The 21645-nt window shown below is 66.8% G+C and carries 20 protein-coding genes; 10 read left to right on the top strand and 10 right to left on the bottom strand.

Translation table 11 applies throughout. The annotated features are described in order from the left end of the window. Positions 1-3 precede the first annotated feature (3 nt). On the bottom strand, positions 4-960 hold the full coding sequence (locus tag U9J39_RS27170) for an L-threonine 3-dehydrogenase (protein ID WP_111521121.1): 957 nt from the start codon (positions 958-960) through the stop codon (positions 4-6). Further along, positions 957-2159 (bottom strand): glycine C-acetyltransferase, encoded by a 1203-nt coding sequence (gene kbl, locus U9J39_RS27165; protein ID WP_116313641.1) that lies wholly within the window; start codon positions 2157-2159, stop codon positions 957-959. Before kbl ends, U9J39_RS27170 begins: the two co-directional genes overlap by 4 nt. Positions 2160-2287: 128 nt before the next feature. Here kbl and U9J39_RS27160 point away from each other — a divergent pair, with 128 nt between their 5' ends. Then, entirely contained in the window at positions 2288-2884 is a 597-nt protein-coding gene (locus U9J39_RS27160; RefSeq protein WP_115682914.1) for a helix-turn-helix domain-containing protein, read from the top strand. A gap of 45 nt (positions 2885-2929) precedes the next feature. On the opposite strand, the gene U9J39_RS27155 is transcribed toward U9J39_RS27160, so the two are convergent. From U9J39_RS27155 to U9J39_RS27120, 8 genes are all read right to left on the bottom strand, one after another. Continuing rightward, entirely contained in the window at positions 2930-4096 is a 1167-nt protein-coding gene (locus U9J39_RS27155; RefSeq protein WP_326348572.1) for a xanthine dehydrogenase family Fe-S subunit, read from the bottom strand. A 10-nt stretch (positions 4097-4106) separates the two neighbouring features. Beyond that, on the bottom strand, positions 4107-4934 hold the full coding sequence (locus U9J39_RS27150) for an FAD binding domain-containing protein (RefSeq protein ID WP_326348571.1): 828 nt from the start codon (positions 4932-4934) through the stop codon (positions 4107-4109). 3 nt (positions 4935-4937) lie between these two features. Further along, the gene (locus tag U9J39_RS27145) at positions 4938-7334 is read right to left on the bottom strand and encodes a xanthine dehydrogenase family protein molybdopterin-binding subunit (RefSeq protein ID WP_115682917.1); all 2397 of its coding nucleotides are present in this window, start codon (positions 7332-7334) and stop codon (positions 4938-4940) included. 115 nt (positions 7335-7449) lie between these two features. Continuing rightward, complete coding sequence (locus U9J39_RS27140) at positions 7450-8076, bottom strand: N-carbamoylsarcosine amidohydrolase (RefSeq protein ID WP_115712738.1); 627 nt, start codon at positions 8074-8076, stop codon at positions 7450-7452. After that, positions 8076-9134: a 2,5-dihydroxypyridine 5,6-dioxygenase gene (locus tag U9J39_RS27135; RefSeq protein ID WP_116313638.1), complete on the bottom strand. Its 1059-nt coding sequence runs from the start codon at positions 9132-9134 to the stop codon at positions 8076-8078. The genes U9J39_RS27140 and U9J39_RS27135 overlap by 1 nt, the downstream gene beginning before the upstream one ends. Further along, on the bottom strand, positions 9125-9991 hold the full coding sequence (locus tag U9J39_RS27130; RefSeq protein WP_116313636.1) for an alpha/beta fold hydrolase: 867 nt from the start codon (positions 9989-9991) through the stop codon (positions 9125-9127). The genes U9J39_RS27135 and U9J39_RS27130 overlap by 10 nt, the downstream gene beginning before the upstream one ends. A 9-nt stretch (positions 9992-10000) precedes the next feature. Next, on the bottom strand, positions 10001-10753 hold the full coding sequence (locus U9J39_RS27125) for a maleate cis-trans isomerase family protein (RefSeq protein ID WP_115682921.1): 753 nt from the start codon (positions 10751-10753) through the stop codon (positions 10001-10003). Between the two features lie 20 nt (positions 10754-10773). Then, the gene (locus U9J39_RS27120) at positions 10774-11736 is read right to left on the bottom strand and encodes an amidohydrolase family protein (protein WP_116313634.1); all 963 of its coding nucleotides are present in this window, start codon (positions 11734-11736) and stop codon (positions 10774-10776) included. A gap of 452 nt (positions 11737-12188) precedes the next feature. Here U9J39_RS27120 and U9J39_RS27115 point away from each other — a divergent pair, with 452 nt between their 5' ends. From U9J39_RS27115 to U9J39_RS27075, 9 genes are all read left to right on the top strand, one after another. Beyond that, the gene (locus U9J39_RS27115) at positions 12189-13805 is read left to right on the top strand and encodes an MFS transporter (RefSeq protein WP_326348570.1); all 1617 of its coding nucleotides are present in this window, start codon (positions 12189-12191) and stop codon (positions 13803-13805) included. Positions 13806-13972: 167 nt separating this feature from the next. Next, positions 13973-15190 carry an ABC transporter substrate-binding protein gene (locus U9J39_RS27110; RefSeq protein WP_115712726.1) on the top strand — a complete coding sequence of 406 codons (1218 nt, stop codon included), beginning with the start codon at positions 13973-13975 and terminating at the stop codon, positions 15188-15190. Positions 15191-15198: 8 nt separating this feature from the next. After that, complete coding sequence (locus U9J39_RS27105) at positions 15199-15972, top strand: ABC transporter ATP-binding protein (RefSeq protein WP_115712725.1); 774 nt, start codon at positions 15199-15201, stop codon at positions 15970-15972. After that, complete coding sequence (locus tag U9J39_RS27100) at positions 15969-16706, top strand: ABC transporter ATP-binding protein (protein ID WP_115712723.1); 738 nt, start codon at positions 15969-15971, stop codon at positions 16704-16706. The genes U9J39_RS27105 and U9J39_RS27100 overlap by 4 nt, the downstream gene beginning before the upstream one ends. A 12-nt stretch (positions 16707-16718) precedes the next feature. Further along, positions 16719-17603 carry a branched-chain amino acid ABC transporter permease gene (locus U9J39_RS27095; protein ID WP_116313629.1) on the top strand — a complete coding sequence of 295 codons (885 nt, stop codon included), beginning with the start codon at positions 16719-16721 and terminating at the stop codon, positions 17601-17603. Beyond that, on the top strand, positions 17603-18646 hold the full coding sequence (locus tag U9J39_RS27090) for a branched-chain amino acid ABC transporter permease (protein ID WP_116314706.1): 1044 nt from the start codon (positions 17603-17605) through the stop codon (positions 18644-18646). Before U9J39_RS27095 ends, U9J39_RS27090 begins: the two co-directional genes overlap by 1 nt. A gap of 82 nt (positions 18647-18728) precedes the next feature. Continuing rightward, positions 18729-19034, top strand: coding sequence for a non-heme iron oxygenase ferredoxin subunit (locus tag U9J39_RS27085; RefSeq protein WP_115682929.1), 306 nt, complete (start codon positions 18729-18731; stop codon positions 19032-19034). 10 nt (positions 19035-19044) lie between these two features. Next, positions 19045-20325, top strand: coding sequence for an NAD(P)/FAD-dependent oxidoreductase (locus U9J39_RS27080; RefSeq protein ID WP_326348568.1), 1281 nt, complete (start codon positions 19045-19047; stop codon positions 20323-20325). A gap of 12 nt (positions 20326-20337) precedes the next feature. Next, the gene (locus U9J39_RS27075) at positions 20338-21627 is read left to right on the top strand and encodes an aromatic ring-hydroxylating dioxygenase subunit alpha (protein WP_326348567.1); all 1290 of its coding nucleotides are present in this window, start codon (positions 20338-20340) and stop codon (positions 21625-21627) included. The last annotated feature ends 18 nt before the right edge of the window (positions 21628-21645 follow it).

Here is a 21645-nt window from a genome sequence, read left to right as displayed (position 1 = left end):
CGTTCAGGCGGCCAGCGTCGCCCTCAGGTTGGCCAGCATGTCCGCGACCATTTCCTCCAGGCCGTACTGCGCCTTCCACCCCCAGTCCGCGCGCGCCACCGAATCGTCGATCGAATCCGGCCAGCCTTGCGCGATCGCCTGGCGGTAGTCGGGTTCGTAGCGGATCTCGAAGTCCGGCACATGCTTGCGGATCGCCGCGGCGATCTGCGCGGGCGTGAAGGTGGTGCCGGCGATGTTGTAGCTGCCGCGTTCGCCCAGCCGTTCCGCAGGTGCCTCCATCAGTTCGATGGTCGCGCGCAGCGCGTCGGGCATGTACATCATCGGCAGGGCCTCGTCTTCCTTCAGGAAGCACGTGTAGGGCTCGCCCTTCACGGCAGCATGGAAGATATCGACCGCATAGTCGGTGGTGCCGCCGCCAGGCGGCGTCTTGTGCGAGATCAGCCCCGGATAGCGCACGCTGCGCACATCGACGCCGTGGTTGGCGTGGTACCAGCGGCACCAGCCCTCGCCCGCCTGCTTGGAGATGCCATAGACGGTGGTCGGCTCCATCACGGTCTTCTGCGGCGTATCCACCGATGGCGTGGTCGGGCCGAACGCCGCGATCGAGCTGGGCCAGAACACGCGCTCCAGCCCGGTCTGCCGCGCCAGTTCCAGCACGTTGAGCAGGCTCGTCATGTTCAGGTTCCAGGCCCACTGCGGCGCCTTTTCGCCGGTGGCCGACAGCGCCGCCGCCAGCAGGTAGACCTGCGTGATGCCATGGCGCTCGACCACGGTGGCGAGTTCGCCGCGGTCGGTGGCGTTGAGCATCTCGTGCGTGATGTGCACGTGGCGGCCGGTCGGCACCACGTCGGAGGTAATGACGCTGCCGCGGCCGTAGCGCTCGGCCAGCGCCAGTGCCAGCTCGGAGCCGATCTGGCCGTTGGCGCCGACGATCAGGATCCTGGGAGTGCCGTCGGTCATCGGATCAGCCCCAGTTCGCGGCCGGCCTGGCCGAAGGCGTCCAGCGCCGCCTGCAGCGTGGCCTCGTCATGCAGCGCGCTCATCTGCACGCGGATGCGGGCCTGGCCCTTGGGCACCACCGGGTAGAAGAAGCCCACCACGTACACGCCCAGCTCCAGCAGCCGCTGCGCCAGCTGCTGCGCCTTGTCGGCGTCGTAGACCATGATCGGGATGATGGGGTGGTCGCCGGCCTTGACGTCGTAGCCCAGCTGGTCCAGCCCGGCGCGGAAGAACCTGGTGTTGCGCTCGAGCCGGTCGCGCAGCTCGGTGCTGCCTTCAAGGATATCGAGCACCGCGATCGACGCGCCCACGATGGCCGGCGCCACCGTGTTCGAGAACAGATACGGCCGCGAGCGCTGGCGCAGCAGCGCCACCACTTCCTTGCGCGCACTGGTGAAGCCGCCGGACGCGCCGCCCAGCGCCTTGCCCAGCGTGCCGGTGATGATGTCGATCTTGCCGAACACGCCGCGCGCCTCGTGCGTGCCGCGGCCGCGCTGGCCCATGAAGCCGGTGGCATGGCATTCGTCGATGCCCAGCAGCGCCCCGTACTCGTCGCACAGCGCACGCATCTGGTCCAGGCGTGCCACGGTGCCGTCCATCGAGAACACGCCGTCGGAGAACACCAGCGTGTAGCGCGCGCCGTCGGCGCGGGCCTGCTCCAGCTGCGCGCGCAGGTCGTCCATGTCGTTGTGCTGGTAGCGGTAGCGCCGCGCCTTGGACAGGCGGATGCCATCGATGATCGAGGCGTGGTTGAGCGCATCGCTGATGACCGCGTCTTCCGCCCCCAGCAGCGTTTCGAACAGGCCGCCATTGGCGTCGAAGGCCGAGCCGTAGAGGATGGTGTCCTCGGTGCCGAGGAAGCTCGACAGCCGGGCCTCGAGCGTCTTGTGCAGGTCCTGCGTGCCGCAGATGAAGCGCACCGAGCTGAGGCCGAAGCCGTGCGTGCGCAGCGCTTCGTGCGCGGCCTCGATCACGCGCGGGTGCGACGACAGGCCCAGATAGTTGTTGGCGCACAGGTTGATGACCTCGCGGCCGTCGCTGGTGCGCACGCGCGCGCCTTGCGGCGTCGCGATCACGCGCTCGTTCTTGTACAGCCCGGCGTCGCGGATGGATTGCAGCTCGTCGCGGATGGACGCATAGAACGCCTGGGCATTCGGCATGGCTTGGCTCCTGGGTCTGAATGGTGGATCGGTCGATTGGTGTGCAGGCGGATGTGCTACGATCCGATCGATAAATCGAACACGTTCTGTATATCGAACATTTTGCGCAATATAACGAACATCATTCCATGACGCAAGCCCTGCTCCAGACCCCGCCGGCCGACGGGCCGCCCGCCGTCGGCATGGCGCTGCAGGCGCTGCGCCAGCAGCAGCGGCTGTCGCTCGACGAACTGTCGCGCCGCGCCGGTGTGTCCAAGTCGATGCTGTCGCAGATCGAACGCAACCTGGCCAATCCGACCGTGGCGGTGCTGTGGCGGCTGGCCAATGCGCTCGGCGTAAGCCTGACCGACTTCCTCGCCGGCGGCGCCGCGGAGCGTCCCGGCGGCGGCATCACCGTGGTCCAGCCGCACGCGATCCCTTCGCTGAAGAGCCCGGACACGCGCTGCGACCTGCGCATCCTGGGCCCGATCGATCTGGCCGGGCGCTTCGAGTGGTATGAGCTGACGATCCAGGCCGGCGGCGTGCTGGCCTCCGAGCCCCACGAGGCCGGCACCCAGGAGCACCTGTCGGTGCTGAGCGGATCGATGACGGTGCGCGCGGGCGCCGACGAGAAGAAGCTGCGGCACGGCGAGACCGCGCGCTATGCGGCCGATGTCGCACATGCGATCTCCAATGGTGGCAAGACCACGGCCACCGCACTACTGGTTGTAGTGCATCCTGGGTAAGGCGGGCAAGGAGGCCGCGCTCCCCGCCTTCCCGGCCAAGGTAGTTCAGCGCGGGCCGAACAGGCGCCGCACGCGCTCCCACAGCACGCCGAAGAACATCGCCACCGGATTCAGCCGCGCGACCTGGTTGCGTTCGGCCTCGCTCAGCGTCGGATCCATCCTGCGCGATACCGACCTGCCGAAGTCGGCGATCATCCGCCGCACGAAGTCTCGCACCAGCCCCGAGCGCGAGAACTGCGCGAGCGGCCCCTGCAGCGAATACTGCAGGTCGACCGCAACTTCGGTCTCGCCGGCGGACAAGGCCCTGAGCTGGTAGGCGATATCGCCCGCCGCCTTGGAATTGCTGAGCGAGTCCTGTCCCGCACCCTTCAGCACGCCACGCTTGTTCGCGTCATCGCGCTGAAGGCGGGCGGCGCCTTCGAACCTTGCCGACATGGGGCCGAACTTGATGGCGATATGGCCCTTGACCTTCTCGCCGGCCACTTCCGTCAGCACCGCACCGGGCAGGCAGCCCGCCACGGCCGGCAGGTCCGCCATGAAGGCCCATACCTCGTCCAGCGCATAGGGCACGGTAAAGCCGCCCTCGATGCGCGACCAGCCCTTGCGGTCGGCCGAGCGCTCCGGCTCGGCGCTGCCTGCTGCAGCCAGGTGCGGCTGCGTGCCGAGCGCCTCGTCGGCAACCGTGAAGCCCGCGAATGGCAGCGGCGCGGCTGCCGCGCGGGCATGCCGCGCGATCACGCCGGTGGCCGCGCGGCGCGCGTCCAGCACCGAACGGATCGCGGCGACGATGCCCATATAGCCGGTACAGCGGCACAGGTTGCCCGACAGCTCATGCCGGATGGTGGCTTCGTCGGCATCGGGCAGGCGCAGCACGATATCGCGCGCGGTGGCCAGCATCCCGGGCGTGCAATAGCCGCACTGCAGCGCGTGGTGCCGGTTGAAGGCGGCGCGCAGGTCGGCCATGACCGCGTCGTCCTCGTAGCCCTCCACCGTGACGATGTCGGCGCCCTGGCAGGCGGCGGCAAAGGTGATGCACGAGCGCACCGGCTTGCCGTCCACCAGCACGGTGCAGGCGCCGCACACGCCGTGCTCGCAACCGAGGTGGGTGCCGGTCAGGCGATGCGTTTCGCGCAGGTAGTCGCCCAGGTGAGTCCGGTCCGCGCACGCGCCGGATACCCGGCGGCCGTTGACGGTGAATTCGATGGTCTGCACGGGGCGCTCCTCAATTCAGCAGTTGCGTGACGCAGCGCATCACGACGGTTCGGTACAGCTTGCGGTCGATGGCGTCCTTGCCCGGCGCGGCTTGCACGACGGCTTCGGCGACGGCGTCGGCCGTCAGCGCCGCCGCACCCTGCGCCGCGACGGCGCGAGTCAGGCCGGGCAGCACCACGGGCGGGCCGTCCAGCGCGCCGAGCACGATGCGGGCGAAGCTGCGGCTGGCGTCGAAGTACGCGGCGCAGCTGGCCTCGGCGAACTCGCCGGTCTTGCGGCACAGCTTCTGGTAGCCCCAGCGGCTGTGCGCGGTCTGCGGCGGCACCCGCACCGCGGCAATCAGCTCGCCGTCAGCCAGCACCGTGGTGTAGGCGCCGAGCATGAACGACTCCATCCGCACTTCGCGCGTGCCGGCAGCGGATGCGATCTCGATGCGCGCGCCCAGCGCGGTCATGGCCACGACCCAGTCGGCCGCGGGGTCCGCATGCGCTAGGCTGCCGCCTACGGTGCCGCGGTTGCGGATCGCCCGATAGGCGATGCCGCCGGCAACGGCCTGCAGCATGGTGCCGCGCAGCGGCTCGAATACGCCGTCTTCGATCTGCGCATGGGTCACGCAGGCGCCGATGCGGATGCCGTCGGCGCCTGCGGTCACGTCGCGCAATTCGCGCAGCGCCGACACGTCGACCACCGTATCGGGCCGCGTCAGGCGCAGGTTCAGCATCGGCCCGAGCGATTGACCGCCGCCCATGGCCTTGGATACATCAGTGCCCGCGCCCAGGCGGCTCAATGCGTCCGGCAGCGAGCCGGGTGCGTGGTAGGAGAATGCAACGGCTTTCATCGGTCAGGCTGCCTTCCGGTTATGCGCATCGGCCTCGGCCGCATCCAGCGCTTCCAGGATCTTGCGCGGTGTCAGCGGCGTCTCCTTCAGCTCGACGCCGAAATCGCGCAACGCGTCGTTGACGGCATTGAAGATCGCCGCCGGCGGCGCGATCGCCCCGCCCTCGCCCATGCCCTTGGCGCCGAACTCCGTATGCGGCGACGGCGTCTCGAAATGATGGATGCGGATCGACGGGATCTCGGTCGGCCCCGGCAGCATGTAGTCCGCCAGCGTCGACGCCAGTGGCTGGCCGTTGCCGTCGTAATGCATCGCTTCGAACATCGCGGTGCCGATACCCTGCGCCACGCCGCCGTAGGTCTGCCCTTCGACCACCATCGGGTTGATCATGGTGCCGCAGTCCTCCACCACGACGTAGTCAAGAATCTCGACGTGGCCGGAATCGATGTCGACTTCCACCGCCACCGCATGCGTGGCATAGGTAAAGCTGCCGGTATCGACGGCGGGCTTGAAGCCCATCGTGACTTCCAGCCCCTGCGCATCGACGTCCGGTGGCAACAGGTGCGGGTTGATGTACCAGGCGTTGGCGATGCGCGCGATGTCGGCGGTGCCCGCATCCCCGGCCGCCACGGCCCCGTCGCGGAACACCACGGCATCCTGCGGCAGGCCCAGCATGTGCGCACCGATCCTCAGCAGGCGCGGCAGCAGCGCCTTGCACGCGCGCGACACCGCGCCGCCGGACATCACCAGCGAGCGCGACGCATACGTGCCCGTCGAGAACGGCGTCAGGCCGGTATCGCCGTGCACGACCTTGATCCGCGCGATGTCGATGCCAAGGATCTCGTTGGCGATCTGCGCGAAGGTGGTCTCCATGCCCTGCCCGTGCGAATGCACGCCCACGCGCACCTCCAGCCCGCCGTCCGGCGTGATGCGTACCGTCGCCGAATCGAAGCCCGGAATCACCGGAGTGCCCCACGCGGCGAACACCGAGGTGCCGTGCGCCGATTGCTCGGTGTAGGTGCCGAAACCCACGCCGACATAGATGTTGCCCTGCGGGCCCGCCTTCTGGCGCGCGCGGATCGCGGGCAGGCCGATCATCTCCATGGCCTTGCGTACGCTGGCCGGGTAATCGCCGCCGTCGAAATGCTTGTTGGTGACGTTGACATAAGGCATGGCCTCGGGCGGCACGAGGTTTTCACAGCGCACCTCCCACGGTTCGCGTCCCACCTCGCGGGCGATGGCGTCGATCATCAGTTCCATCGCAAAGCAGACGCCGGTGCGCGCCACGCCGCGATAGGGTACGAAGCCCGGCTTGTTCGTCGCCACGCAAGTGGTTTCGCAGCGGTAGCCGTCAAAGGCGTACGGCCCCGGCAGGTTGCCGATCGCCTGCCCCGGTTCCAACCCGATGGTAAAAGGCCATACCGAATAGGCACCGCCATCGATCACGACCTTTGCATCGAGCGCCAGCAGGCGGCCGCGCGCATCGGCATACGCAGTCAGGTCGTAGTGGTGCTCGCGCGAGTTCGCGCCGGCGGTCAGGTGCTCGCGCCGGTCCTCTATAAAGCGGAACGGGCGCTTGTACGTCATCGCCAGCCACGCGATGCATAGTTCTTCCTGCTGCAGCACGCATTTATAGCCGAAGGCGCCGCCCACGTCGGGCGAGATCACACGCACGCGCTCCTGCTCCAGCCCCAGGCAGTGCGCCAGGATCGTGCGGATCATGTGCGGCACCTGCGTCGCGCTGTAGACCACCAACTGGTCGAACTGGTGGTCCCAATAGGCCAGCACCGCCTTGCCTTCCATCGGCACCATGCACTGCCGAGCGAGGTCGATCTGGCGGCGCACCACCACCGTCGCCTCGCGCTGGCGCGCCTCGAAGTTCTTGTCGGCGGTCAGCGTCAGGAAGGTGTTGTCGCGCCAGTGCTCGTGCACGCGCACCTCGCCGGCAAGCTGGCGGGCCTGGGTTACGTCGGCAAGCGCGGGCAGTTCGTCGAACGACACGGCGACCTGCTCGGCGATGTCCTCGGCCTCGGCGCGCGTGGGTGCAAAAGCCATCGCCATCGGTTCGCCGACGAAGCGCACCTTGCCGCTGGCCAGCGGAGGCTGCGCCGAAGGCTGGTAGGACGGGAAGGCCGAGTCGGCGATGATGTCGGCAGCCGCCGTCATGTCTTCACGCACGACCACCGCGGCGGCGTGACTGGACGGCTTGGTCACCGACAGCAGCCGCGCGTGCGCGACCGGGCTGCGCAGGAACGCCACTTCCTGCAGGTCCGGCATGGCGATGTCCGCGACGAAGCGGCCTTTGCCGTGAAGGTGCCGCGCGTCCTCCTTGCGCGCCACGCGAGCGCCGACGCCCTGGCCGCGCGCGCTATCCGGGTAATCCGGTTCCATCGACGATGTCATTGCCCTGTCCGTTCCGATGATAAGCGTGGTTTATTCAGCATACTGACCAAAATCCTATGGAAATGCCGGAGTGCCTGTCAATTGCGGCTTTACCGCATGCCGGCCCTTCAGGCGCCTATTCCCGCACGCCAATGGCCGCAAGCCCGTCTGCCCGCGTGGCGACGGTTGCATACTTCTGCGCCATGTCGAACAGGTTGGCCTCATGCGGCCCCAGCGCGCGGTCGCCCACGCAGTCGGACAGCACCAGCGGGCGGAAGCCGTACTGCATCGCATCGACCACGCTGGCCCGCACGCACCCGCTGGTGACGGCGCCGGCCACCACCAGCGTGCGCACGCCGCGCTGCGTCAGCCATGCCGCCAGCGACGTGCCGAAGAACGCCGACGGCACCGTCTTGCGCACCACCAGTTCGCCCGGGCGCGGCGCCAGTTCTTCCACGATGGCGCTGTTGAAGGCATGCTCCTTCAGCGTCAGCATGTTCGGCACCTTCATAGAGAAGACGTTGTGGTCGGCGCCGTCATCGGCATAGACGATGCGGCTGTGCGCGACCGGCCAGCCTTCGCGCCGCGCCACCGCGAGCAGCGGCACGGTACTGGCAATGGCCTCGCGGATATTGCCGCCGCCGAACACCGCCGGATCGGCAAAGCCGTTGACGAAGTCCACGAGCAGCAGCCCGAAGGGCCCATCCAGCTCCAGCGCATTGCCGAAGCCCTGGCGCTGGTACGCGCCGATTTCCCTGTGCATCACGACTTGTCCTCCGGGTAGCGGAAGCCGTCGGTCACCTTGCCCGCAGTCACCACGTCGACGCCGTCCAGGCGCACGGTGCAGCGGCGCACCGGGATGTCGATATGGCAGGCCGTGGTGCGATGGCCGCCGGCCTCGTTGTTCGGGCCGAGCGAGAACAGGAAGTTGCCCTCGAACGCGCGCGCATCCATGCCAATGGTGGCCTCGCGGTCGTACAGGCCCAGCGTCGACCAATGTGCACGAGGCTGGAGCCCCCAGCCGATATGCGAGATCGCATACGCTTCGGGATCGTTGAATGACGCCATGTATTCGCTCAGCAGTTCGGCATGGAGCCCACCTTCGATGCGCGTCGCAAAGCCCGCTTCGACCGTCAGGCGGATCGGCTCGGTGACGTAGCTCTTCTGCGGCAGCAGGATGTCGCCCTTATCGAGCACGATGGTGCCGTGCGCAGCGCCTTCGTTCGGCCAGGTGAGCGCGAAGCCGCTGGGCCAGTGGTCCCAGCGCCCGGGCTCGTCGACAAAGCCGTACTCGCCGATGGCGGGGAATTCGCCCAGCGGGCAGCGCAGGTCGGTGCCGGCGGGCGAGACGACGTGCATTTCCTTCGCGCTTGCCAGCCGCTGCGACGCCGCCTTCACGCGTTCGCGATCGGCCTCGCAGGGCACCAACCGGGCCAGCACCTCGGGCGGCTCGACGGCGAGCAGGATTTTGGTGCCGCCCTGCAGGATCTCGTGCTGCTCCGGCGAGAACAGCAGCGTCATCAGATCCAGCACCAGGTCGCTCGCCTTCAGTGCGGCGATGGCCGCCGGATTACCGGTCAGCGGCGTGGTACCGAGGTAGGCGAGCGCATCGCGGCTCAGTGCCTTCTCGCCGTTGACGGGCGGCAGGTCGAGCCGGTTGACGATGGCGCCCATCGATTGCGTGGCGGTGAGCGCGGTGGACAGCGTCTGCGGGTGGGTGGCGGCACTGGTGAGGATGGTGACGGTCTGTCCCGGCTCCAGCCGGGACAGCCGCAGCACCTTGCGCCAGGCCTCGATCATCTGGTGGTCACTTACCGGCATGTCGGCTCCTTGCTCGCTGATTGTCCCAGCGCTTGCGCCAGCGGCGCGCCGAGGAAGTCCCCCAGCGCCGAGTAAAAACCCGCTTCGTCGTCCCACGGGATCATGTGGCCGGCATTGGCGACGTGGCTGACCAGCACGCCGGGCAGCAGCGTGCGGATCTCGGCGACGTCTTCGGGCCGGACGACGTCGCCACGGCCTGCGGTCATCAGCAGCGTGGGCACCCTTACCCGCGGCATGTCGGCGTGGATGTCGTCACGGTGGAAGTCCTCGAAACTGCGCACCACCGCGTCTTCATTGCAGGTGTGCAGCCATTCGGCGCGCAGGCGCAGTTGCTCGTCGGTCCAGGTCGTGCAAAAGCGGCGCATGCCTTCCAGGCCGGTGCCTTCCCGGGACAGCCGGATCGAATCGACGTACCACGGCAGTTGCGCCGGATATGGGCGACGCCCGGGGCCCGAGACAGGCGGGTCGACCATCACCAGCCGCGCCAGCCCGTGCGGCCTTGCCGCCGCGGCACGCAGGCCGATCCGTGCGCCCATCGAATGGCCGACCACGCTGTAGCGCCGCAGGCCCAGCGCTTCGGCAAAGGCGACGACGTCTCGCGCCTGCGCATCGAGGCCATAGTCGAGCCCCGGCTCCGCCGACGACAGCCCGCGGCCGCGCACGTCGAGGATGTAGGTGTCAAAGTGCACGCCGAGCTGCTCGCCGACAAAACCCCATGTGATCGCGGGGCTGGTGATGCCGGGCACGATAACGACGGCGTCACGCCCGCCACGCTCGCCCTCATTGCCCCCGTAGCGCAGGTAATGCTGGCGGATGCCATTGGCATGAACCTGGCCTCCGTATTGGAAGGTACTCATGGCCCCCCCTCAGTAAGCGCCGGACAGCAGCGCACCCGCGCCCGGCACGACCGGTTCCAGGTCCAGCGCGCGCAGCATGGCGTAGGTGGTGGCAATGGCGGCGGTGAGCACCGGCTTGCCGGTCATCGCCTCGACCTTGGCCACCGCTGGCAGCGATGGCATCTGCACGCAGGCAGACAGCACGATCACGTCGGCGTCCCGCGTGTCCATCTGCGCAACGATCTCCGGCAGGCGCGACGGATCATGGCGGCCGACGTCGAGGTTGTCGGGGATTTCCAGCGCGCGGTAGTCCACGACTTCGTAGCCCTCGTTGCGGATGTAGTCCACCACCAGTTCGGTCAGCGGCTTCATGTAGGGCGCGACCACTGCAATGCGCTTCGCGCCCATCACCTTGAGCGCATCCACCAGCGCCCCGGCACTGGTGATGACTGGCGCGTCGCCGCCGTTCGCTGTGGTATGTGCCTTCAGGCGCTGTTCGGATTGCCGGTGGTAGCCATGGCCCATCGCCATGATCGCGACGAGGCAGGCATAGCCAAGCACGTCGACGCGGGCATCGCTCAGCTCCACCGCGCAGCGGTCGGACTCGGCATCCATTGCCGCCAGTTCTTCCTTGACCACCTTCTTCATCCGCATGCGGCTTGAATGGAAGGTGAAGCGTTCCGGGCGGATCTGCTGGCGCGCCATCAGCATGGCGGGGATTTCGGTTTCCATCGTCGTGTTCGAGCTGGGGACGATCTGGCCGATACGAAAGACTTTTTGCATGGAGTTTCCAGGTTGGGCAATCAGAGCTTGAGCAGGCGTTGCGCGTTGCCGCGGCAGACCAGCGCGCGCGTGGTGTCGTCAAGCGGCGCGCTGTCGATGAACCGCGCGGCCACTTCGGTGGACTCATAGGGGTAGTCGACGGAGAACATCACCGCCTCCGGTCCCAGTTCGGCAAGGGCGCCCATCAGCGCGCCGTGCGAACACACGCCCGAGGTGGTGATGACGATATTGCTGCCGATGTACTCGGACGGCGCGCGCTCCAGCCTGACGCCATGCGAATAGACCGCAAAACGGCTGTCGAAGCGCCAGCGCTGGTAAGGCAGGCCTTCGCCCATATGGCCGAGGATCAGCTTCAGGCGCGGGAAGCGGTCGAACACGCCGCTGAACAACAGCCGCAGCGCGTGCGAGGCGGTTTCCACGCCCCACCCCCACGCGGCTCCGGCCAGCTCCGGATGGCCGGCGAGCACTTGCGGCGACACGAAGGCATCGGTCGGATGCAGGTACATCGGCACGTCCAGCGCCTGCATGCGTTCCCAGAGCGCGTCATACGCCGGGGCGTCGTAATAGCGACCATGTGTATGGCCGTTCACCAGCGAGCCCTTGAGGCCGAGCTGCAGCACGGCACGCTCCAGTTCGGCGGCAGCCTGCCCGGGATCGTGCATCGGCAGCGCGGCAAAGCCGGCATAGCGCGTCGGATGGCGGGCGATCTGCGCCGCCAGGAAGTCATTGCTCTGGCGCGCCCGGGTCAGCGCCAGTCCGGGATCGGCTTCGCCCTGCACGCCGGGTCCGGTTTGCGACAGCACGGTAATGTCGATGCCGCACCGGTCCATCTCGGCTAGCCGCTCTTCGTCGAAGTCGGCAAGACGGCGACCAAGCTCGGCGAACACCGCCGGATCGATATGCTGCGTGAACCCTTTGGAATAAGCCTGGAAGCCGGGGGTCATGAAATGCTCTTCCAGGGCGATCTTCTTCACGTAAGTCATGCTGGTGGGGGCTCCTGATGGATGGAATCGGTGCGTGCCGAGCTTTGTTCCGCGTGCGCTGATGCGTCGCCTAGCCGATTACTCAGTACACTGATTAGTTTTCGGATTCTAGTGAGCGGATTTTCAAAAGTCCAGAAGGAGCGCGGAGGGTTAACACCTATAACGATGGCCGGAACCGCTCATTACACTGGCCCCAGATGATCAGTATGCTGATGATATGAAACAACCATTTAAATCGGGCTTTCCGGCGCCTTCGCAATATCCCAGGTGCCGGCTCTGGCCCGCATTTTGCTCAGCATACTGCGCTTCTCATCAGCATACTGACTGATGCACCGGCAGGATGCGGCACCGCACAGTGCCGGGTCAGGAATGACCCGCGCCATCGGGGCCGGCACCACCGGGAAGCAAACAAACAATAGAGACATACGGCCTGACCAAAAGGAGCCCCCGCCATGACGATCAGCCTGACCCGCGCCAAGACGCGCGCCGAGACGAGTGCCCCGGCCTCCGGCATGACCGCCGAAGAACGCAAGGTCATCCTTGCCTCATCCTTCGGCGCCCTGATGGAGTGGTACGACTTTTACATCTACGCGGCGCTGGCGGTGTATTTCGGCGCACTGTTCTTTCCGCCGGGCAATGAAACGGCCGCCTTCCTGGCCAGCCTCGCCACCTTCGGCGCCGGCTTCCTGATCCGGCCGGTGGGCGCGCTGGTGTTCGGGCGCCTGGGCGACCGGATCGGCCGCAAGTACACCTTCCTGGTCACCATCCTGCTGATGGGCGTGGCCACGGTGGGCGTCGGCGTGCTGCCGACATACGAGCAGATCGGCATCACCGCCACGGTGCTGCTGGTGCTGCTGCGACTGCTGCAAGGCCTCGCGCTGGGCGGCGAAGTGGGCGGCGCGGTCACGTATGTCGCCGAGCATTCGCCGGCAGGCAAGCGCGGCCTCTACACCAGCTCGCTGCAGACCACCGCCACGCTGGGGCTGCTGTCCTCGCTGTTCGTGGTCTACCTGCTCAAGACCTTCCTGACCGAAGCGGAATTCCGCGCGTGGGGCTGGCGCATCCCGTTCATCGTGTCGCTGGTGATGCTGGTGATCTCGGTCTATATCCGCGGCAAGCTGCATGAATCGCCGGTGTTCGCGCGCATGAAGGCTGGCAATGCCACCTCGAAGTCCCCCATCCGCGAGAGCTTCACCCAGTGGCAGAACCTGAAGTCGGTGCTGCTGCTGTTCGTGGTGGCCGCCGGGCTGGGCGCGATCTTCGGCACCGGCCACTTCTACAGCATGTTCTTCCTCAACAAGACGCTGCACGTGCCGATCGAAACCGTGCACAAGCTGATTGCGATCGCCCTGGTGGTGGCGACGCCTTGCTACCTGTTCTTCGGCTGGCTGTCGGACCGCATCGGCCGCAAGTACATCATGATGGCCGCCTGCCTGCTGGCTGCGCTCTGCACCCAGCCGGTGTTCAAGGGGCTGACCCACTACGCCAATCCCGCCCTGGAGCAGTTCCAGCGGCAAGGCACGGTGCAGGTGACCGCGGGCGACTGCAAGGCGCGCCTGTTCGGCGAACCGGTGTCGGCCTGCGACAAGATCCGCGGCTACCTGACCGACCTGGGCGTGGGCTACACCTTCGTGCCGGCCAGCGACCCGGCCCGGGCGGAAATCCAGATCGGCGCGCGCACGCTACAGGGCTTCGACCGCACCGCCATCAAGACGGCACTGGTCGAGGCCGGCTGGCCGGAGCGCGCCGATCCCGCCAGGATGAATACGCCGATGGTGTTCATGCTGCTGCTGGTGCCGATCCTGTTCCTGGCCATGGTCTATGGGCCGATGGCCGCCTTCATGGTCGAGCTGTTCCCGGCCCGGGTGCGCTACACCTCGCTGTCGCTGCCCTTCCACCTTGGTGCGGGCTGGGTCGGAGGCATGCTGTCATTCGTGGTGACGGCGATGAACGTCTCCAGCGGCGACGTGTACTTTGGCCTCTGGTACCCGGTGGTTATCGCCGGCCTCGCCTTCGTCATCGGCATGGTGTTCGTGCCGGAGACGCGCGGGCGCGACCTGTCCACCTGAGCGCTGCTACCCGGCGCACTAGCAGGGCGGAGAATTCCGCCCCTTTTCATCGGCATATATTCAGCATACTGATTTTCGTCCCGAGCGCGCGCAGCGATGGCGCCCGCGTCGGGCGCATGCAGCCATCGCCAACTTCCATCCCTTCGCGCAGACAACCTGGAGCCCCCATGTCCACCTCTCGCATCCTACGCACCCTAGCCGCGTCGTCCGCCCTGCTCGGCCTGGCGCAGGCCACGCCCGCCCTGGCCGACGCCAGCGGCGTGAAGATCGGCGTCATCACCGATATGTCCGGCTCCTATGCCGATCTGTCCGGCAAAGGCTCGGTCGTCGCCGCCCAGATGGCCGTCGATGAGTTCGGCGGCAAGGCGCTGGGCAAGCCCGTCACGGTGCTGTCCGCCGATCACCAGAACAAGGCCGATATCGCTTCGTCGCTGGCGCGCCGATGGTTCGATACCGACGGCGTCGACATGGTGATCGACTTCCCCAACTCGTCGACCGCGCTCGCGGTGCAGGAAGTGGCGCGCCAGAAGCAGAAGATCGACATCGTCTCCACCGGCGGCGCCATGGCGCTGACCAACCAGAACTGTTCGCCCACAGGCTTCCATTGGGCCTGGGACACCTACTCGGTGTCGTATCCGCTGGTCCGCCGCCTGATCGACCAGGGCCGCAACAGCTGGTACTACATCACCGTGGACTATGCCTTTGGCCAGTCGCTGGAAGCCGATTTCCGCAAGGCCGTGGATGCCGGTGGCGGCAAGAACGTGGGCAGCACGCGCCATCCGCTCAATGCCAGCGACTTCAGCAGCCCGGTGGTCGCGGCGTCGGCCTCCAAGGCCAAGGTGGTGGTGCTGGCCAACGCCGGCAACGACATGATTAATGGCGTCAAGGCCGCCGGCGAGTTCGGCCTGATCAAGGCGGGGCAGACGGTCATCACGCCGTCCACCTTCATCACCGATATCAAAAGTCTGGGTCTGCCCGCCGCGCAGGGCCTGACCTATGTCGATCCGTTCAGGCTCGACCTCGACGCGAAGTCGAAGGACTTCGTCGAGCGCTACCACAAGCGCCACAAGGCGTATCCCACGCACGGGCAGATCGGCGTCTATTCCGGCGTGCTGCACTACCTGAAGGCCGTGGAAGCCGCCAGGACCGTCGAGGGCCCCGCGGTGGCGGACAAGATGCGCGCGCTGCCCGTCAACGACGCCTTCGTGCGCAATGGCAAGGTCCGGATCGATGGCCGCATGGTGCACGACATGTACCTGGCCCAGGCCAAGACGCCGGCGGAGTCGAAAGGCCCGTGGGACCTGGTCAAGTACATCGGCACCATTCCCGGCGACGAGGCCTTCCGCCCCCTCTCCGCCAGTGAATGCCCGCTGGTCAAGAAGTGAGCGCGCCAATGCCTGAGCAAGACGTGATCCTGCGCACGCAGCGGCTGACCAAAGCGTTCAAGGGCTTTACCGCCGTCAGCGATGTCAGCCTGTCGGTGCGGCGGGGCTCGATCCATGCGCTGATCGGCCCCAACGGCGCCGGCAAGACCACCTGTTTCAACCTGCTGACCAAGTTCCACGCGCCGTCGTCCGGCTCCATTCATTTCAACGGGGCCGACATCACCGCGCTGCGCCCGGCGCAGATCGCCCGCATGGGCGTGATCCGCTCGTTCCAGATTTCCGCGGTGTTCCCGCAGCTGACCGTGCTGGAGAACGTGCGCATCGCGCTGCAGCGCAAGCTGGGAACGTCGTGGCATTTCTGGCGCGGCAAGCGCTCGCTGTCACGGCTGGATGCGCACGCCATGGAACTGCTGGACGAGGTGGGCCTGGCCGGCTTCGCGCACCTTGGCACGGCGGAGCTGGCCTATGGCCGCAAGCGCGCACTCGAGCTGGCCACCACGCTAGCCACCGATCCGGAACTGATGCTGCTGGACGAGCCCACGCAGGGTATGGGCCACGAGGACGTCGAGACCGTGACCGCGCTGATCAAGCGCGTGTCCGCGGGACGGACCGTGCTGATGGTGGAGCACAACATGAGCGTGGTGTCGTCGATCGTCGATCGCATCACGGTGCTGCAGCGCGGCGCCGTGCTGGCCGAGGGCACGTACGACGAAATCTCGCGCAATCCGCAGGTGAAGGAAGCCTATATGGGAACCACCGAAGACCAGCAGGAGGCCGCATGACCGCAACCGCCACCCCGGCCCTCGAATTGCGGGGCCTGCATGCCTGGTACGGCGAATCGCACATCCTGCACGGTGTCGACCTGGCAGTCCATCCGGGTGAAGTGATCACGCTGCTGGGCCGCAACGGCGCCGGGCGCACCACCACGCTGCGCGCCATCATGGGACTGACCGGCACGCGCAAGGGCTCGGTGCGCGTATTCGGCCGGGAAACGATCGGCATGAAGACGCACCGCATTGCGCCGCTGGGGCTTGGCTACTGCCCGGAGGAGCGCGCCATTTTCGCCAGCCTGTCGTGCGAAGAGAACCTGCTGCTGCCGCCGGCCTTCGAGGCAGCGCCGGGCGCGACGGGTCTGCGCGAGCCCATGTCGGTCGCCGAGATCTACGAGATGTTCCCCAACCTGCATGAGCGGCGCAAGAGCCAGGGCACGCGCATGTCGGGCGGCGAGCAGCAGATGCTGGCAGTGGCGCGCATCCTGCGCACCGGCGCCAGCGTGCTGCTGCTCGACGAGATCTCGGAAGGGCTGGCACCGGTGATCGTGCAGAAGCTCGCAAAGATGATCGCCACGCTGCGCCGGCGCGGCTACACCATCGTCATGGTGGAGCAGAACTTCCGCTTCGCGGCGCCGCTGGCGGACCGCTTCTTCGTGATGGAGCACGGCCGCATCGTGGAGGCCTTCGCTGCCAGCGAGCTGGAACGGAAGATGTCCACGCTCAACGCCCTGCTGGGCGTGTAAGGAGACCTTGTCATGGAATTGTTTGGAGTGCCCCTGCCCGCGCTGCTGAGCCAGCTGCTGCTGGGGCTGGTCAACGGGTCGTTCTACGCGATCCTGAGCCTGGGGCTGGCCGTGATCTTCGGCCTGCTCAACGTGATCAACTTCGCGCACGGCGCGTTGTTCATGCTGGGCGCGGTGCTGGCGTGGATGGGCCTGAACTACCTTGGGATCAGCTACTGGCTGATGCTGCTGCTGGCGCCGCTGGTGGCCGGTGCGCTGGGCGTTGTACTGGAGCGCACCATGCTGCGCCACCTGTACCGCTTCGACCACCTGTACGGGCTGCTGCTGACGCTCGGCATCTGCCTGCTGATCGAAGGCTTGCTGCGCTCGGTCTACGGGGTCTCCGGGCTGCCCTACCCCACCCCTGAAGCGCTGACCGGTGTCAGCCAGCTGGGCTTCATGGTGCTGCCCAACTACCGTGCCTGGGTGGTAGTGGCATCGCTGACGGTGTGCTTCGCTACCTGGTTCATGATCGAGAAGACCCGGCTGGGCGCTTACCTGCGCGCCGGCACCGAGAATCCGCGCATGGTCGAAGCCTTCGGCGTCAATGTGCCGCTGCTGGTGACGCTGACCTATGCCTTCGGCGTCGGGCTGGCGGCGCTCGCCGGCGTGCTGGCCGCGCCGGTGATGCAGGTGTCCCCGCTGATGGGTCAGAACCTGATCATCACGGTGTTCGCGGTGGTGGTGATCGGCGGCATGGGCTCGATCCTCGGCTCGATCTTTACCGGCCTGGGACTGGGTGTGTTTGAAGGCATTACCAAGGTCTACTACCCCGAAGCGTCCGCGACCGTTGTCTTCGTCGCCATGGTCTGCGTGCTGCTGGTGCGGCCGGCCGGTTTGTTTGGAAAGGAGAAATGATGGCAAGCCCCACTTACGCAACGCGGCCGCGGCTCGCATACGGACTGCTGCTGGCGGCGCTGCTGCTCGCGCCCTGGCTGGGCGCCTACCCGGTGCTGGTGATGAAGCTGCTGTGCTTCGCGCTGTTTGCCTGCGCCTTCAACCTGCTGCTGGGCTATACCGGGCTGGTGTCGTTCGGCCATGCCGCGTTCTTCGGCGGCGCTGCCTACGCCTGCGGCTATGCAATGAAGTCGCTGCAGCTCGCGCCGGAACTGGCGCTGCTCGGCGGCACCGCCTTCGGTGCGCTGCTGGGACTGGTGTTCGGCGCGCTGGCGATCCGCCGCCAGGGGATCTACTTCGCCATGATCACGCTGGCGCTGGCGCAGATGTTCTACTTCTTCTGCCTGCAGGCGCCAATCACCGGCGGCGAAGACGGCATGCAGGCGGTGCCGCGCGGCGAGCTGTTCGGCTTGCTGCCGCTGGCGTCCGACCACACCATGTACTACGTGGTGCTGGCGATCACGGTCGCTGCCTTCCTCGGCATCATGCGTATCGTCAACTCGCCCTTCGGGCAGATCCTGCGGGCGATCAAGGAAAACGAGCCGCGCGCGGTCTCGCTGGGCTATGACGCGGACCGGTTCAAGCTGCTGGCGTTCGTGCTGTCGTCGGCGCTGGCCGGGCTTGCGGGCGCGCTCAAGACTCTGGTGCTGGGCTTCGCCACGCTGACCGACGTCCACTGGATGATGTCGGGCTCGGTGATCCTGATGACACTGGTCGGCGGCATGGGCACCCTGTCCGGCCCGCTGGTCGGCGCGCTGGTCATTGTCGCGCTGGAGAACAAGCTGGGGGATGCGGGCAACGCGCTGGCGGCGATGACTGGGATCGGCTGGTTCGATACGCTGGGCGAGTCGGTCAGCATGGTGACCGGGCTGATCTTCGTGGTCTGCGTGCTGACGTTCCGCCGCGGCATCATGGGCGAGATCCTGGCGCGGTGGCAGGCACGTCCCACGCTGCAGCACGGCGCCGCGGCGACGACCGGGACGGCCCGCACTAGTCAGGGTTAACAAGGATATTTCGCGCCCAAAACATCAGTACACTGACCTTATATACTCAGCATACTGACAAATTAGATTTACGGAGATGACCATGGCATGGATTCACATCGATGCGGCCGACACGCTGCAGAACGACGAGGTGATGCCGCTGACGCTGGGCGATCGCCAGCTTGCCGTCTATCGCAGCGATGACGCGTTCTTTGTCACCGACAACGTCTGCACGCACCAGTACGCCCTGCTGTCCGACGGCTATCTGGAAGACGGCTGCATCGAATGCCCTCTGCACCAGGCCCGCTTCGACATCCGCACCGGCAAGGCGATGTGCGCGCCCGCAACCGGCGATATCCGCACCTATCCGGTCAAGATCGAAGACAGCCGGGTGTGGGTCGAGCTGTAAGGAGGCGGTCATGACACAGCACACGCCCATCCTGATCGTCGGTGCCGGCCAGGCCGGCGCCATGGCCGCGGCCACGCTGCGTGGCCTGGGCTACGGCGGCCGCCTGGTCATGGCAGGCGGCGAACGGCACGCGCCGTACGAACGCCCCCCGCTGTCCAAGTCCGTGCTCGCCGACGTCGGACAGGACGGCAAGATCGGCGTGCACCCCGCCAGCTTCTATGCCGACCAGGACATCGAACTGCGGCTGGGCGCCAGCGTCACCTCGCTCGATGCAGCCCGCCATGTCGCGCACCTGGCAGACGGCAGCGCCATCGGCTACGACGCCTGCCTGCTCGCCACCGGCGGCAATGCCCGCGTGCTGCCGGCGCTGCCGCCGGGCACGCCCCATGTGCATTACCTGCGCTCGCTGGATGACGCGGCGCGCCTGCGCGACGCCATGCCGCGCGCCGGTGAACTGGTGGTGATCGGCGGTGGCTTCCTTGGCCTGGAGACCGCTTCGACGGCCGCGGCCATGGGCCTGAAGGTTACGCTGGTCGAGCATGCACACCGCCTGCTGGCCCGCGCGCTGCCCGCTGAGCTTTCCACGTGGCTGGCCGACCGGGTGCAGGCTCAAGGCGTGACCCTGCGCCTCGGCTGCGGCATCGTTCATTGCGATGTCCAGGGCGGCGCCGTGCGGATGCAACTCGACGACGGCGCTTCGCTGCGCGCTCCCCTGGTGGTGATTGCCATCGGCCTCACCCCGGAAGTCACGCTGGCGGCGGGCGCCGGGCTGGCTCTGCATCCGCAGAACGGCGGCATCCAGGTCGACGCCCGGTGCCGCACCAGCGCCGAAAGCGTCTACGCCGCTGGCGACTGCTGCAGCCAGTACCAGCCGCTGTTCGGCACCGAGGTGCGGCTCGAGTCGTGGCAAAGCGCCAATGAGCAGGCGCGCATCGCGGCAGCATCCATGATGGCCGTGGATGCCGAACCCGCAGCCCTGCCGTGGTTCTGGACTGACCAGTTCGGCTGCAACGTACAGATGCTCGGCGCCGCGCATCCGGAACTCCGTTATGCCTGGCGCGGCAGCGCCGCCCACGATGACGCCGCGCCGAAGTTCATGCTGCTGGGCACCCGCCAGGGCCGCCTGAGCCACGCCATTGCCGTGAATGCAGGCGGCGACCTGCGCCAGTTGCGGGCACTGGTTGGACGCGACGTCTCATCCCATCTGGCACGCCTGTGCGACGACAGATTGCCGCTGCGCCAGGTCGTCCGCGAACGCCAGGCCGAAGCAGACAGCTCTATCACACTCTGAGAGGACCCCCACATGTACCAGACACAAGCGGTGATCCAGCACACGCTGGGCAAGAAGAACCCGTCGCTGGATGAATGCCGCTGGCCCGAGGACGGGCTGCACTATATCCCCGACTGGGTCTATACCAGCCAGGCCGTGCATGACCTGGAACTGCAGAAGATCTTCCGCGGCCGCTCGTGGAACTATGTCGCGCTCGAAGCCGAAATCCCGCATGCAGGCGACTTCAAGCGCTCGTATGTCGGCGCGACGCCGGTGGTCGTGTCGCGCGCCGAGGACGGCTCGATCAACGTGTTCGAGAACCGGTGCGCGCACCGCGGCGCCGAGTTCTGCCGCCACAGCCAGGGCAACGCCAAGGAATTCGTCTGCCCTTACCATCAGTGGTCCTACGATCTCAAGGGTAACCTGCAGGGCGTTCCGTTCAAGCGCGGCGTCAACCGCGCCGGCGGCATGCCCAAAGACTTCCGCAACGAAGACCACGGACTGGTGAAGCTGCACGTGGCAACGCGCAACGGCGTGATCTTTGCCTCCTACGCGCCGGACATGGAAAGCCTGGAAGACTACATGACGCCGGAGATCCTGAAGGACTTCGACGTGGTCTTCAACGGCAAGCCGCTCAAGGTGCTCGGCTATTACAAGAACGAACTGCCGTGCAACTGGAAGATGTACCACGAGAACCTGAAGGACCCCTACCACGCCACGCTGCTGCACTCCTTCCTGGTGGTGTTCGGCCTGCTGGTGGCGGGCAACGAGTCGGCAATGATCGCCGACCCCGCGCACGGCCGCCACGGCACCATGGCATCGGCCAAGAAGGAAGACAAGTATGCGGCCGTCAGCGACGAGAACAAAATGGAGATGCGCTCGTACCACGAAGGCATGCGGCTGGAGGACGAGCGCTTCCTGGAGTACGTGCGCGAGTTCGACTCACCGTGGTCGGTGACGATGCAGACGATCTGGCCCAACCTGATCGTGCAGCGCGAGATGAACACGCTGGGCGTGCGCCAGATCGTGCCCAACGGCCCCGACAGCATGCTGATGCTGTGGACCATGTTCGGCTACGAGGACGATACCGAGGAAATGACGCAGCACCGCCTGCGCCAGGGCAACCTGATGGGCCCCGCCGGCTTTCTCGGGCTGGAAGACAATGAGGCGATGAAGTTCGTGCAGGAAGGCGTGCGCCGCTCCAGCAGCGACCTCAACGTGCTCAAGCTGGACGCCCAGCAGATCGGCACTTCCAGTTCCCTGATCTCCGAATCCGCGATCCGCGCGATGTACCAGTACTACCGCGGCGTGATGGGATTCTGAACGCGGCCTGACGGGAAT

It is taken from the genome of Cupriavidus sp. SS-3 (assembly GCF_035818815.1).
GTDB lineage: Bacteria > Pseudomonadota > Gammaproteobacteria > Burkholderiales > Burkholderiaceae > Cupriavidus > Cupriavidus taiwanensis_C.
Note: the sequence above shows the minus strand (reverse complement) of the source record. Positions and strands in the feature narration are given on the sequence as shown.

Bases quoted from the DNA above. Each gene is read 5' to 3' on its own strand.
- U9J39_RS27120 (WP_116313634.1), bottom strand. From the start codon at position 11,736: ATGACTTACGTGAAGAAGATCGCCCTGGAAGAGCATTTCATGACCCCC.
- U9J39_RS27125 (WP_115682921.1), bottom strand. From the start codon at position 10,753: ATGCAAAAAGTCTTTCGTATCGGCCAGATCGTCCCCAGCTCGAACACG.
- U9J39_RS27080 (WP_326348568.1), top strand. From the start codon at position 19,045: ATGACACAGCACACGCCCATCCTGATCGTCGGTGCCGGCCAGGCCGGC.
- U9J39_RS27130 (WP_116313636.1), bottom strand. From the start codon at position 9,991: ATGAGTACCTTCCAATACGGAGGCCAGGTTCATGCCAATGGCATCCGC.
- U9J39_RS27110 (WP_115712726.1), top strand. From the start codon at position 13,973: ATGTCCACCTCTCGCATCCTACGCACCCTAGCCGCGTCGTCCGCCCTG.
- U9J39_RS27140 (WP_115712738.1), bottom strand. From the start codon at position 8,076: ATGCACAGGGAAATCGGCGCGTACCAGCGCCAGGGCTTCGGCAATGCG.
- U9J39_RS27095 (WP_116313629.1), top strand. From the start codon at position 16,719: ATGGAATTGTTTGGAGTGCCCCTGCCCGCGCTGCTGAGCCAGCTGCTG.
- U9J39_RS27075 (WP_326348567.1), top strand. From the start codon at position 20,338: ATGTACCAGACACAAGCGGTGATCCAGCACACGCTGGGCAAGAAGAAC.
- U9J39_RS27085 (WP_115682929.1), top strand. From the start codon at position 18,729: ATGGCATGGATTCACATCGATGCGGCCGACACGCTGCAGAACGACGAG.
- U9J39_RS27105 (WP_115712725.1), top strand. From the start codon at position 15,199: ATGCCTGAGCAAGACGTGATCCTGCGCACGCAGCGGCTGACCAAAGCG.
- U9J39_RS27145 (WP_115682917.1), bottom strand. From the start codon at position 7,334: ATGACATCGTCGATGGAACCGGATTACCCGGATAGCGCGCGCGGCCAG.
- U9J39_RS27135 (WP_116313638.1), bottom strand. From the start codon at position 9,134: ATGCCGGTAAGTGACCACCAGATGATCGAGGCCTGGCGCAAGGTGCTG.
- U9J39_RS27100 (WP_115712723.1), top strand. From the start codon at position 15,969: ATGACCGCAACCGCCACCCCGGCCCTCGAATTGCGGGGCCTGCATGCC.
- kbl (WP_116313641.1), bottom strand. From the start codon at position 2,159: ATGCCGAATGCCCAGGCGTTCTATGCGTCCATCCGCGACGAGCTGCAA.
- U9J39_RS27170 (WP_111521121.1), bottom strand. From the start codon at position 960: ATGACCGACGGCACTCCCAGGATCCTGATCGTCGGCGCCAACGGCCAG.
- U9J39_RS27150 (WP_326348571.1), bottom strand. From the start codon at position 4,934: ATGAAAGCCGTTGCATTCTCCTACCACGCACCCGGCTCGCTGCCGGAC.
- U9J39_RS27115 (WP_326348570.1), top strand. From the start codon at position 12,189: ATGACGATCAGCCTGACCCGCGCCAAGACGCGCGCCGAGACGAGTGCC.
- U9J39_RS27160 (WP_115682914.1), top strand. From the start codon at position 2,288: ATGACGCAAGCCCTGCTCCAGACCCCGCCGGCCGACGGGCCGCCCGCC.
- U9J39_RS27090 (WP_116314706.1), top strand. From the start codon at position 17,603: ATGGCAAGCCCCACTTACGCAACGCGGCCGCGGCTCGCATACGGACTG.